This is a genomic window from Nocardioides allogilvus, assembly GCF_003047285.1.
Lineage (GTDB): Bacteria > Actinomycetota > Actinomycetes > Propionibacteriales > Nocardioidaceae > Nocardioides > Nocardioides allogilvus.
In genome coordinates this window covers 232,149-244,666 of sequence record NZ_PZYX01000004.1, presented here as the reverse complement: position 1 = coordinate 244,666, position 12,518 = coordinate 232,149, and the positions used below count along the sequence as shown (strand labels likewise).

The 12,518-nt window shown below is 72.3% G+C and carries 9 protein-coding genes; 6 read left to right on the top strand and 3 right to left on the bottom strand.

The features are described from left to right. Positions 1-59 precede the first annotated feature (59 nt). The 3 genes from C9J87_RS09355 to hutI are packed head-to-tail and all read left to right on the top strand — an operon-like array spanning position 60 to position 3,762. A complete protein-coding gene (locus C9J87_RS09355) occupies positions 60-1,256 on the top strand; it encodes an allantoate amidohydrolase (protein ID WP_107705368.1) in 1,197 nt (398 codons plus the stop codon). After that, a complete protein-coding gene (locus C9J87_RS09350) occupies positions 1,253-2,569 on the top strand; it encodes a formimidoylglutamate deiminase (RefSeq protein ID WP_107705367.1) in 1,317 nt (438 codons plus the stop codon). The genes C9J87_RS09355 and C9J87_RS09350 overlap by 4 nt, the downstream gene beginning before the upstream one ends. Further along, complete coding sequence (hutI, locus tag C9J87_RS09345; protein ID WP_107705366.1) at positions 2,566-3,762, top strand: imidazolonepropionase; 1,197 nt, start codon at positions 2,566-2,568, stop codon at positions 3,760-3,762. The genes C9J87_RS09350 and hutI overlap by 4 nt, the downstream gene beginning before the upstream one ends. A 100-nt stretch (positions 3,763-3,862) precedes the next feature. Here the strand turns inward: hutI and C9J87_RS09340 are convergent, their stop codons facing one another. Next, positions 3,863-6,418, bottom strand: a complete 2,556-nt coding sequence (locus C9J87_RS09340) for a CHAT domain-containing protein (RefSeq protein ID WP_107705365.1) — start codon at positions 6,416-6,418, stop codon at positions 3,863-3,865. 105 nt (positions 6,419-6,523) lie between these two features. On the opposite strand from C9J87_RS09340, the gene C9J87_RS09335 reads away from it, so the two are divergent. Next, positions 6,524-7,801: a S8 family peptidase gene (locus C9J87_RS09335; RefSeq protein ID WP_010834315.1), complete on the top strand. Its 1,278-nt coding sequence runs from the start codon at positions 6,524-6,526 to the stop codon at positions 7,799-7,801. Between the two features lie 63 nt (positions 7,802-7,864). Here the strand turns inward: C9J87_RS09335 and C9J87_RS09330 are convergent, their stop codons facing one another. Together C9J87_RS09330 and C9J87_RS09325 are read right to left on the bottom strand one after the other, a co-directional pair. Then, the gene (locus C9J87_RS09330; RefSeq protein WP_010834314.1) at positions 7,865-8,305 is read right to left on the bottom strand and encodes a hypothetical protein; all 441 of its coding nucleotides are present in this window, start codon (positions 8,303-8,305) and stop codon (positions 7,865-7,867) included. Beyond that, on the bottom strand, positions 8,302-8,874 hold the full coding sequence (locus tag C9J87_RS09325; RefSeq protein WP_010834313.1) for an RNA polymerase sigma factor: 573 nt from the start codon (positions 8,872-8,874) through the stop codon (positions 8,302-8,304). Before C9J87_RS09325 ends, C9J87_RS09330 begins: the two co-directional genes overlap by 4 nt. A gap of 343 nt (positions 8,875-9,217) precedes the next feature. On the opposite strand from C9J87_RS09325, the gene C9J87_RS20445 reads away from it, so the two are divergent. Beyond that, entirely contained in the window at positions 9,218-9,346 is a 129-nt protein-coding gene (locus tag C9J87_RS20445; protein WP_269634795.1) for a hypothetical protein, read from the top strand. 83 nt (positions 9,347-9,429) lie between these two features. Beyond that, positions 9,430-12,375: a helix-turn-helix transcriptional regulator gene (locus C9J87_RS20440; protein ID WP_051204249.1), complete on the top strand. Its 2,946-nt coding sequence runs from the start codon at positions 9,430-9,432 to the stop codon at positions 12,373-12,375. The last annotated feature ends 143 nt before the right edge of the window (positions 12,376-12,518 follow it).

Genomic DNA, 12,518 nt, shown 5'->3' with positions numbered 1-12,518 from the left:
GAGACGCCCCAGGGGCTGTCGTCGTTGACCACGGGCGCGCGACCCGATGGACTCACCCCATGACCTTCGAGGCGATGTGGCGCGACCTGCACTCCGTGGGACGGTCGGCCACCTCGGGCGGCTACTTCCGTCAGCCCTGGACCTCGGCGGAGTCGGAGCTGCGGGCGTGGTTCGCCGAGGTGACCGTCGCCCGGGGACTCGAGCTCGAGACCGACGGCATGGGCAACCAGGTCGCCTGGTGGCGCCCGGTCGCGCCGAGCGACCTGCCGGCCGTGCTCACCGGCTCCCACCTCGACTCGGTCCTGGACGGTGGGGCGTACGACGGCCCGCTCGGCGTGGTCTCGGCCATCGCCGCCATCGACGTGCTGCGCGCTCGCGGCTTCGAGCCCGACCGCCCGATCGGCGTCTCGGTCTTCACCGAGGAAGAGGGCTCGCGCTTCGGGCTGGCCTGCCTCGGCTCCCGACTCGTCACCGGCTCCTCGACCTGGGAGGAGGCGCGTGAGCGCCGCGACCGCGACGGCATCTTCCTCGGCGACGCCGTGGCTGCGTCCGGCCTCGACCCGTCGACCGGGCTGCTGTCCCTCGACGGTGTCGGCTGCTTCGTCGAGCTGCACGTCGAGCAGGGCCGCGACCTCGTCGACCGGGACGTCGCCGTCGGGGTGGCCAGCGAGATCTGGCCGCACGGGCGCTACCGCTTCGACTTCGAGGGCGAGGCCAACCACGCCGGCACCACGCGGATGGAGGACCGCCGCGACCCGATGCTCACCTATGCGATGACCGCGTTGGCCGCCAACAAGCAGGCCCGCCTCGCGGAGCAGCGAGCGACCTTCGGGCGGATCGAGGTCGCACCCAACGGCACCAACGCCGTGCCGTCGCGCGTCACCGCGTGGCTCGACGCGCGCTGCGAGTCCGACGACGCCCTCGCCGAGCTCGTCGACGCGATCTCCCGCCAGGGCAGCGAACGCGCCTCGCTCGACGGGACGCAGCTGAGCGTCACCGCCGAGTCCGTCTCCGGCTCGGTCGCCTTCGACCCCGACCTCGCCCGCTCGCTGGCCGCCATCGGCGACTGGCCGATCATCCCGACCCAGGCCGGCCACGACGCCGGCATCCTGTCGGCCGCCGGCATCCCGACCGCGATGCTCTTCGTCCGCAACCCGACCGGGGTCTCGCACTCGCCCGACGAGTTCGCCGAGATGGCCGACTGCCTCGCCGGCGTCGAGGCGCTGGCCGACACCCTGGCGAAGCTGGCGTCGTGACGACCTACCTCCTCGAGCGCGCCCTGCTCCCCGACGGGGTCCACGACGACGTGCACGTCGAGGTCGTCGACGGCCGCTTCGCCGCCGTCGAGCCGGGCGTCCTGGCGAGCGCGGCCGAACGCCTCAACGGGCTCACCGTCCCCGGCCTCGCCAACACCCACAGCCACGCCTTCCACCGCGCCCTGCGCGGTCGCACCCAGCGTGAGCGAGGCAGCTTCTGGACCTGGCGCGAGCAGATGTATGCCGTCGCCGAGCGCCTGGACCCCGACACCTACCTCGCCCTCGCGACCGCCACCTTCCGCGAGATGGTCGCGGCGGGCATCACCTGCGTCGGCGAGTTCCACTACCTCCACCACCGCCCCGACGGTCGCCCCTACGACGACCCCAACGCGATGGGCCTGGCGCTGATCGAGGCCGCGCGCGTCGCCGGGCTGCGGATCACCCTGCTCGACACGCTCTACCTCTCCAGCGGCTTCGGCGCTCCGCCCGAGGGGGCGCAGGTGCGGTACGACGACGGGTCGGCCGAGGACTGGGCGGCACGCGTCGACGGGCTGGCCGGGTCCGACTCGGCGCTGGTCGCGGGCGCGCTGCACTCCGTCCGCGCGCTGCCCTCGGAGCCCGGAGCCGCGCTGGCCCCGCTCGCCGCCTGGGCCGATGGTCGGCCGCTCCACGTCCACCTCTCCGAGCAGGTCGCTGAGAACGACGGCTGCCGAGCGGCGTACGGCGTGACCCCGACCCGGCTCCTGGCCGACCACGGCCTCCTGGGGCCGATGACGAGTGCCGTGCACGCGACCCACCTGACCGTCGACGACATCGCGCTCCTGGGTGAGGCGCGCGCGTTCGCCTCCTTCTGCCCGACCACCGAGCGCGACCTCGGCGACGGCGTCGGCCCGAGCCGCGCACTCGCCGACGCGGGCGCGCGCCTGACCCTCGGCTCCGACAGCCACGCCGTCATCGACCTCTTCGAGGAGATGCGCGCGGTCGAGCTCGACGAGCGCCTGGTCACCCAGCAGCGCGGGCACTGGCAGGCAGCCGAGCTGCTCGAGGCCGCGACCACGACCGGTCACGCCAGCCTCGGCTGGGACGACGCGGGCGCGATCGCCGTGGGCATGCGCGCCGACCTCGTCACCCTCGACACCGCCAGCCCGCGCACGGCCGGCACCGGCGCCGACGAGCACACCGTCGTCTTCGCGGCCGGCGCGGCCGACGTCACCCAGACCATGGTCGACGGGCGCATCGTCTTCCGGCAGGCTGAGGCCGGCCAGGTCGGACGCGAGCTGGCCACCGCGATCGGGAAGGTGTGGGAGCTGTGAGCAGCATCTTGGTCACCGGCATCGGCGAGCTCACCACCAACGTCGCGGCGCAGGCTCGCCCCGACGACCACCGCGACCCGACCGGCATGCTCGGTCTGGTCGACGACGCGGCCGTCGTGCTCGAGGGCAGCACCATCGCCTGGGTCGGCCGGGCCAGCGACGCACCCGCCGCGGACACGGTCTACGACGCAGGTGGTCGCGCCGTCATCCCGGGCTATGTCGACAGCCACAGCCACCTGGTGTTCTCGGGCGATCGCGCGCAGGAGTTCGCCGCCCGCATGACAGGGGAGCCCTATTCCGCCGGCGGCATCCGCACCACCGTCGCGGCCACTCGCGCGGCCACCGACGAACAGCTCACGTCGCACGTCGCCCGTCTCGTTGCCGAGATGCGGGCCCAGGGCACCACCTCACTGGAGATCAAGAGCGGCTACGGACTCTCGGTCCACGACGAGGCTCGCTCGCTCGCCGTGGCCCGCCAGTTCACCGAGGACACCACCTTCCTCGGCGCCCACGTCGTCCCCGCCGGCACCACCCCCGAGGACTACGTCGACCTGGTCACGGGCCCGATGCTGACCGCGGCAGCACCCCACGCCCGCTGGATCGACGTCTTCTGCGAGGAGGGCGCCTTCGACGTTGACCAGGCACGAGCGATCCTGGCAGCGGGCACCGACAACGGCCTGCGCGGTCGTCTCCACGCCAACCAGCTGACGTACGGCGGTGGGGTCAAGCTCGCCGCCGAGCTCGGGCTCGTCGCGGTGGACCACTGCACCTACCTTGCCGACGACGACGTCAGTGCTCTGGCCGACTCCGGCACGATCGCGACGCTGCTCCCGGGCGTCGAGTTCTCGACCCGGCACCCCTATCCCGACGCCCGCAAGCTGATCGACGCGGGCGTTCAGGTCGCGATCGCCAGCGACTGCAACCCCGGCTCCTGCTTCACCTCCTCGATGGCGCTGTGCATCGCGCTGGCCGTCCGCGAGATGCGGATGAGCCCGGCCGAGGCGCTGCATGCGGCGACCGCCATGGGCGCCCAGGCCCTCGACCGCGACGACGTCGGGGTGATCGCCCCGGGCAAGCGCGCCGATCTCGTGCTGCTCGAGGCTCCGTCGTACCTCCACCTCGCCTATCGTCCGGGCGTCCCGCTCGTGGCCGGCGTCTGGCAGGGCGGTCGCCCGGTCGTCCCGGGGCCCTGAGCGCCCACCCCGCAGCCACGTCGTCGGACGTCCCGGCGGACGTCCGACAGGCCGGCAGCCGCATCGTCGACGCACGCCGGCCAGCGAAGGCTGCAGCGGCCTACGCCGCACCCATCGCCGCGAACAGCACCGCGGTCGCGTGCCGGACCGGATCTCCGTACGACGACCGACGCGCGCCGGCGAGGGCCTCGTCGAGCCGCTGCCCAGAGGCAAGGCCGGCGTGCAGGGCGAGCATCACCTGCACGGTCGCGGCATCGTCCACGTCGGCGATCGACGCGACGACGCCGGCGGTGCCCTGGGTGAGCAGGGCCGACGCGAACCCGATGACGTCCTGACCGCCGATGTCGGCGACGACGCCGGACCGGCAGGCGGGGAGGACGATGCGGTGCGGAGGCCGCTCGAGCCGGTGGATGTCGTCGACGGTGAGCGGGCCGTCAGCGAGCTGGAGGCTGGAGAACATCGGGCTCTCGTGGCGGAAGGTTCCATGGGCTGCGATGTGCGCCAAGCCGGCGCCGTCCAACGCCGATCGCACACTGCCCACCGTCGACGACGCGCCGACAAGGGTGGTCGTGTCCGGGCGAAGGGCGGCGACGGCCACCACCTCACCACCACCCGTGGGCAGCCCGGGTCCGGCCACGAAGACCGTCCGCGTGGACGACGGCGAAGCCGTGGCGGCCCGCACCCACGCGGTGGCCGACGGCGTGAGCGAAACGGGTCGGTCGTGCAGGGACGGGATCAGCCCCCACGGCGCCCCGAGGAAGGCGGCGGGCGGCGAGACCACCACCGAGCGATCAACCGGCAGCAGCCGGGCCACTGGGCCGAGCAGGGCGCTCTCCAACCGGAGCGCGAGCGGCGAGAGATCGATGGGGCGCCCACGCGTCGCGCTGCGGAGGCCGTAGAGGGCGCGATCCATCGCCTTGTGGGCGTCCGCCAACGGGCCTACCTCGACCTTGCGCCACCGCCCGTCGCGCACCACGACGGCGTACAGCGTCGCGTCCACGTTCACCAGCTGCACCAGGATCCGATCGCCCAGCCGGGAGACGAGTTCCTCGGGCGACGTGGTCCTCGCGAGCCCGCCCGATCCTGACGTCGCCGCCCAGGCCAGCCGGACCTCGCGTTCCTTCTGTGCACGCTCCCGCGTCAGGGTCTGGATCCTTGCGGGGTCTGGTTCCTCGGCAATCCTGTGGGACAAGCCTCGAATGGTGGCCAGGAGGCCGTCGATCACCGGATCGGACGGCGCCGCAACGGGCTCGCTCAGCGACGCCGCGCGGCCGCGATCGCTCCAGTGCACCAGCGCGCGGGGACCACGAGGGAGCGCGTGGCGTACGGCGAGGGCGGCGAGGTCCGCGCTGTGGATCGCGGTCAGGGCGCGGAGCTCGGGGCTGCCGAGCGAGGCGCGGTGCTCGGCCAGCGCGTCCAGGCCGTTGCCCACGGCCTGCAGCACCCGCGGCCGCCCCTGCACCTCCAGGTCGAGCGCCTGCGCCAACCAGGCCGTGCTGCGACTCAGCGGGTTGCCGTGGTGCCGTCGGCGCGCGGCTCGGGAGAGGTACGTCGAAGCGCCAGCCGGATCCATGTCCGCGAGCTCGCGTCCGGCCACCAGGGCGGCGAGCACACCGTCCTCGGAGCGGTCGTCCGCGAGCGAGTCGGCGAGGGCGACAGCGGCCCGTCGGGAACCGCGGCCGAGGTCGATGCGGGCCTGGAGGCCCACGAGGTCGGCCCGGGTGCGCCACCAGTCCCGATGCTGCCGGGCGAAGAGCCGTCGGGCGACCTGCGCGTCAGCGAGGGCGAGCTCGGGATCACCTTGGCCGAGCCGGGCGCTCGCGCGCATCAGCAGCACCTCGGCACGCTCCTGCGGCCGGCGCGCGGTCCACACTGCTGCCGCGCCGACCACCTGCGCGGCCTCGTCGCAAAGACCCGCCACGAGCAGCACGGTGGCGCGGTCGAGCGCCAGCTCGAGGTGCGGAGCGCCGAGCTCGGCGTACCGCTCACCGAGGTCAGCGAATGCCGCCAGTGCTCCGGGCAGGTCACCGCGGAAGAACTGGATCAGCGCCAGGTTGTGCACCACGGCGAGCGCTTCGAGGTGTGCCTCGTGCCGGGTGAACAGGGCCTCAGCCTGACGAAGGTCGTCCTCCGCGCCGACGAGGTCGCCACGGGGCAACCTCGCGTAGGCGCGGAGGTTGAGCGCCCGCGCCTCCCAGACCACGTCGCCGGCTCGCCGGAACTTCGGGATGGCCTGCTGCAGGTCGGCGATCGCGGCGGAGTGCTGGCCCAGGCGGGCCAGGACGTAGGCCCGGCGCATCAGGGCCCGGGGCCTGATCGGTCCGCGCGCGGAGGCCATCTCGACGGCACCGTCAGCCTCGCGCAGCCCGGCCCGTGACTCGCCGTGCAATGCCAGGGCGGTGCCCAGCGTGGCGCGGACGTCGGAGACCCGGTCAGCATCGCTCGTGCGCCTCGCCAGCTGCCGGGCCCGTCGCAGGTGCACGAGGGCGAGGTCGACGTCGCCGCGGTCGCGCTGAACGATCCCGAGCGCGTGGTGGGCGTACGACAGCTCCTCCGGATCCGTGCCGGTGGCGACGGCCCTGGTTGCGACATCGGCGGCTCGGCCGGGCTCCGTGACGGCCAGCCGGAGCAGGTCTTGACCAGTCGGACCAGACACCCTCGAATCCCTCCCACCCGCTGCGACCACTCGCTAACCTCGGGCCAGGCGCGCCGCTCTCGGCGAGGCCGGCTCGCTCCATCCAAGCCCATCTGGGGGACAGTCATGGACAATTCGTCAACCGACGCTCAGCGCGACGAGTCAGGTCGTGAGTGGGACGACAAGCGCGAAGGCCTCCAGAAGGAGATCATCCGCGAGCAGGTGGCCTACCTCATCGAGGCGATGGGTGGCCCCGACGCCGCTGCTGCCGTGTGGACCGATGACGGATGGCTCTCCTACCTCTACCGCCCGGGCTACCTGCTCGCGCGCGACGAGCACTGGCGCGACGTGGCCGAGCTGCTCGGGGCCGAGCGCGTCGAGGACGACCGGTCACAGCAGCTGCGCGGTCTGAGCGTCCTGCGGGTGTCGACGGACACCGAGACCGCGGACCACCTGCGGCGCGTCGACCGTGAGCTGGGCACCGGCATCGCCACACCCGACCACATCCTCTTCGTGACTCCGGGCGGAAGCGGCACGGCCTGCCCGGCGACCGAGCCGCAGGAGCTGGACGAGGCGCCGGCGCCGTACCCGCCCGTCACGAGCGACGCGGGCGCAGGCACCGGGGTCTTCGTCTCCGTGGTCGACACGGGCTGGTGGCCCGATGCCGCGACGGACCCGGCCTCCCCGTGGCTCGCAGGGGTCACGGGCGACCCCGAGACGATCGACGTGGACAACATCCATCCGTACGCCGGCCACGGCACGTTCATCGCCGGCGTCGTGCGCACCCAGGCACCCGCCACCAGGATCCGGGTCGAGGGATTCCTGCCCCTGGGGGGAGCCGTCTACGAATCGGAGATCGTCGTCCAGCTCGGCGAGGCCCTGGCACTGGCTCCCGACATCATCTCCCTGTCCGCGGGATGCCCCACGCGTGGCCAGCTGCCGCTGCTGGGCTTCGAGGTCTTCTGGGAGCAGCGGTTGAGTCACCTGAAGGGCACGGTCCTCGTGGCCGCGGCCGGCAATGACTCGCACCGTTTGCCGTTCTGGCCGGCCGCCTTCCCCTGGACCGTCTCGGTCGGAGCACTCGACGCCGACGGCAGGCGCGCCGACTACTCCAACTTCGGCAGCTGGGTCGACGTCTACGCCCTCGGCACCGACCTGGTCAATGCCTATCCGACCGGGACGTTCTTCTGCCACGAGCCGCCGAACGTCGGGGACAAGCGGGAGTTCAAGGGCCTGGCGAAGTGGAGCGGGACGTCCTTCTCGACGCCACTGGTCTCCGGGCTGATCGCGGCGCGGATGAGCCAGCACGGGATCAGCGCGCGCCACGCCGCCGACGAGCTGCTGGCCGAGGCCAGGATCGCCGGACGCCGGGGTGTCGGGCCGGTGCTCGAGCCGAACAACTAGGTCAGACCGCCGCCTTGGTTTCGACACGGCGCTGGCGCGCCTGCTCAACCAGCGGCTGGTGGGTCAGAAGGTCAGCCACTGGGTCGTGCCCTGGCCCTCGATGGTGAAGCGGACCGGACCGGGCAGCGAGCCCATCAGCTCGAAGACTCCGTCCTCGTCGCTGGGCGACTGGACGCGCTGACCGACGACATTGGTCATGACCACGGTCACGGTCCCGCCGGGGAGCACATGGCCCATGATCCGCTCGCCGTCGATCTCGAGCTCGAGACTGCCGATGGTGGAGCTGAAGGACACGGTGCGCGGCTCGTCGACGCCCGCGCTGCGGACGGTTGACGGCTCGAGCAGGGAGTCGTAGGTCAGCTCCATCAGCTCCTCGTCGATGGTGCGCCACGCGAAGGCTGCCTGGGCAGCAACGCGGTGCTTGGGGTCGATGTCGTCGCGTGAACGCAGAGCAAGAGCAAGCTCGTCCAGGACGGCCTGCTCATCAGGGGTGGTCTCGTTCATCGGTTTCTCCCGTCGGGGGCAGGTGGTGCGAGGTGACGCAGGGCAGTCGTGTTGCGCAGCTGCTGGATCGCACGGGCGCGGGTCGGTCCGATGCTGCCCACGGGGATGCCGGATCGGCGACTGATCTCCGCATAGGTGAGCGGGGGGTCCTCGGTCAGCAGGAGCAGCAGCTCTCGTCGTTCGGCGGGCAGTTCGAGGAGCGCGTCCACCAGGGCGTTCTGTCGTTCGCTGACCAGCAAGGCGTCGGCGACGTCGGGGGCGTCGTCGGCGCGCTCGAAGGTCGGGGAGGTCTGCGGGTCGGTCGGGATCACCCGGCCCCTCTTCTCCAGCATGCGCAGGCACTCGTTGCGGGTGACGGTGGACAGCCATCCCGGCAGCGCGCGCGGCTCGTCGATGCGGTCCAGGTGCTCGACCAGCCGCAGCCACACGGTCTGGTTGACGTCGTCGGCATCGGCTCCGGTGACGCGGTGGCGTCGGATGAGGGACGTCACCAAGGGCAGCAGGCGTTCGACGAGCTGGTTCCACGCAGACTGGCTTCCCCCGCGAGCCTCGAAGACCAGTGTTGCCATGTCCGTCCCCCCGGCCGGCCACGGGTCGGTGCCCCTGACACGCCTCTCACGCACCATGCTGACGTCCCTCACATTGGGTAGGAGCGGGCTGAGCAGTGGTTGATACACCCACGTCGCGATTCGCCTGGACTTTTTTCTCTTGCTGCACCTTGGCGCTTACCTGCCCATCCGGCAAGAGCGTTGGTCCCGGTGCTCGCGCACGCCGTCTGAGGTAGCCCTGAGGGCGATCTGAGGTAGGCGTGGCAGCAGGGTTAGGACACGTGCCCGATGTGGCTGCCTACCTCAGCGGCGCAATCTCTCCTCATACCGCCAGACAGGCGGTGATCACGATGAAGGAGACACCATGTTCACCACCGACAGCTTCATGAACGCCGAGGTCACCTATCGCGAGGGGCGCGTACGGCGCGGCCTGACCACGCGCCGCGAGCTGGCCGCCGCCAAGCGGTCCGCGAAGACCTCCGACCCGCGATGAGCACGACCCAGGCAACGGTCAGCTCCACCGAACCCGAGGAAACAGGAGAGCCGTTGTCAGTGGAAGACGACACAATGACCCTTGTGTCGACCACCCGCAGCACCGACCTCGTCGGACGCGATGCCGAGCTGGAGGACCTGATCTCCCGGCTCGGCATTCGCGCGTCGGCTGCCAGCCTGCCGCGTGCGGCCCGGGCGGTGCTGCTGGCCGGCGACGCCGGGGTCGGCAAGACCAGGCTGCTGACCGAGCTCCGCGACGTCGCCGTCGACGAGGGCTGGCTGGTGCTGGCCGGGCACTGTCTCGACCTGGCCGACGGGTCCCTGCCCTATCTCCCCTTCTCCGAGATCCTCGGACGCGTCCTGACGGACCGGCCGGAGGTGGCTGCGAGCGTGACCGATCGTCACCCCACTCTCGCCCGCCTCCAGCCCGGCCGTCGGCTGCGCGCCACCGATGACCGTGACGAGGACCAGTCGCTCGACCGGGGCAACATCTTCGCCGCCGTCCACGACCTCCTCGAGACCCTCTCGGAGGCGGGGCCGCTCCTCGTGGTGGTCGAGGACACCCACTGGGCGGACCAGTCGACCCGCGACATGCTCAGCTTCTTGTTCTCCCGCCCGTTCGCGGGCCCGGTCGGCCTGGTCGTGTCCTACCGCTCCGACGACCTGCACCGCCGCCACCCGCTGCGACCGCAGGTGGCGGAGTGGGCCCGGTTGCGCGGGGTCGAGCGGGTGCAGGTCGAACCGCTCGCCGACGGTGACGTGCGCCGGCTCGTCTATGCGATGCACAAGCACTCCACCATCCCCGAGGCGAGCGTCGCCGAGATCGTCGACCGCGCCGAGGGCAACGCCTTCTTCGTCGAGGAGCTCGTCGGCGCGACCTGGGCGACCGGCGGCCAGATCCCGGCCGAGCTGGCCGACGTGCTGATGGTCCGTCTCGACGATCTCGACGACCGCACCCTCGAGGTCGTGCGCGTCGCCAGTGTCGCGGGTCGTCATGTCTCCCACGAGCTGATCGCCGCGGTCACCGGGCTCGACGCGGCCGAGCTCGAGGGTGCCCTCCGCTCGGCTGTCGAGTCCAACGTGCTGGTGCAGGCCCGGGGGGCGTCCTACGCCTTCCGCCACGCACTCCTCGGCGAGGCGGTCTATGACGACCTGCTGCCCGGTGAGCGGGCCCGGCTGCACACCTCCTTCATGACCGCGCTCCAGTCGGGCCGCGTGGCCGGCACCGCTGCCGAGCTCGCGCTGCACGCGCGGCGCGCCGGTGATCGGCTGACCGCCGCCGTGGCCAGCATCGAGGCCGGCAACCAGGCGTTCGCGGTCGGCGGGCCCAACGAGGCGGCGATGCAGTTCCTCGAGGCGTGGCGGCTGCTGGCCGCCCTGCCCGAGCTGCCCGCCGACATCGACCTGCACGCGCTGGTGCGCAGGTGCGCGGAGGCCTTCATCGCCTCGGGGCGGGTGTCCAAGGCCGTCACCGTGCTGCGCAAGCACCTCGAGGCGATGCCGGCGGACGCGTCGGCGATCGACCGGGGACAGATCCTCACCTCCATCGCCGCCGCGTTGCTGCTGACCGACACCACCGAGGACCCGGAGGCGATGGCGGCCGAAGCGGTCGAGCTCCTCGCCGACGCGCCGCCCAAGCTGCTGGCCCGCGCCCTCGGCATCCACGCCCAGTGCTTGAGCCGGTGGGACGAGGAGCGGGCGCGGATGGTCGCGATGGAGGGGCTGGCGCTGGCCGAGAGGCACAGCCTGACCGGCATCGCCGTCGAGATCTCCACGACGTTGATCAGTCTCGACGACACTCCCGACCTCGACCTGCGCCGGTCGGCCTGGCGGGGAGCAGCCGAGCGTGCGCGCGCCGAGGGACACGTCGAGCCCGAGCTGCGTGCCCTCTACTTCCTCGGCCGGTTCCACCACGACCGGGGTGAGTTCGACGCAGCGGTCGAGGTCTACGAGCGGGTCATCCGCCGTGGTGAGGAGGTCGGTCTGCGGTGGGCGCCCTTCCCGGCGGAGGCACGCTGGATGAAGGCCAGCGTCCTGTCCGAGCTCGGTCGGCTCGACGAGGCCTTCGACCTGCTCGACGTGTCCGGGCTCAACCCGCCGCTGACCTACGAGTGGCTCTACTTCGCCCACCAGATGCAGATCGTCGCGATCCGGGGCAGGTGCAAGCCCGACTCGTTCACCACGCTGCGCGACTACTGGTCGCGCGACGGGCTGATCGCCATCGTGGGTGCCTCCGCCGAGCTCATGCGCGCCGAGCAGGCCGGCGACCCGGCCCGCGCCGTCGAGATCTACGACCACGTCGTCGAGACCGTCCGGCCGCTGTGGCACGAGTGGTTCCAGGCGCGGCTGCGGCTGACCACCATCGTGATCGGGATCCACGCGACGGCGGCCGCCCACCAGTCCGTCGCCGAGCGGGAGGCAGCAGCCAAGGTCACCGGGCGCATGCTCAGCGACGCGGCGCGGGTCGCCGACTTCTATGCCCAGTACGACACGGCGCGCGGTCCCGAATACCAGGCCTGGGTGGCGCGCCTCGCCGCCGAGGAGCTGCGCTGGCGGTGGCTGAGCCAGCTCGATCCTCCCGGTCCCGACGAGCTGGTCGCGGCGTGGCGAGCGGCCGAGGCGGCCTTCGTGGCCTACGGCAACGTCTACGAGGTCGCCCGCGTGCGAGCAAGGCTCGCCGAGGTGCTGCGCGCGACCGGCGACGCTGCCGGCGCACGGGTCCTTGCCGACCAAGCGCGCGACACCGCGCGGGCGCTGGGCGCGGAGCCGCTGCTGGCCGAGCTGACCACGCTCGGATCGGCCGCCCAGCGCGCTCGGTCGCAGGTCGACACCGTGAGCCTGACGCCGCGCGAGGGCGAGATCCTGGCGCTCGTCGCGCAGGGCCGCAGCAACGGCGAGATCGGCAAGCAGCTCTTCATCAGCACCAAGACGGTCTCGGTCCACGTCTCCAACATCCTCGGCAAGCTCGCCGCCTCCTCCCGCACCGAAGCCGCCGCGATCGCACGCCGCGAGGGGCTGATCCCGGCCTGAGGAGCCGGTCGCCGGCTTGCCCGGCGCCCAACGGGAGCTACCGAACAGTCGGGGGGTCTTTGCCACCGGGTGACCCCCGTACCCTTCGGTAGCTTCGCGGCGCGGGGCGCCAGCTCGGCGGATCAGACCCGCGCTTGGACCTG

Excerpts from the sequence above, each read along its gene's own strand:
- C9J87_RS20445 (WP_269634795.1), top strand. The coding sequence starts at position 9,218 with ATGTTCACCACCGACAGCTTCATGAACGCCGAGGTCACCTATCGCGAG.
- C9J87_RS09355 (WP_107705368.1), top strand. The coding sequence starts at position 60 with ATGACCTTCGAGGCGATGTGGCGCGACCTGCACTCCGTGGGACGGTCG.
- C9J87_RS09330 (WP_010834314.1), bottom strand. The coding sequence starts at position 8,305 with ATGAACGAGACCACCCCTGATGAGCAGGCCGTCCTGGACGAGCTTGCT.
- C9J87_RS09325 (WP_010834313.1), bottom strand. The coding sequence starts at position 8,874 with ATGGCAACACTGGTCTTCGAGGCTCGCGGGGGAAGCCAGTCTGCGTGG.
- C9J87_RS09335 (WP_010834315.1), top strand. The coding sequence starts at position 6,524 with ATGGACAATTCGTCAACCGACGCTCAGCGCGACGAGTCAGGTCGTGAG.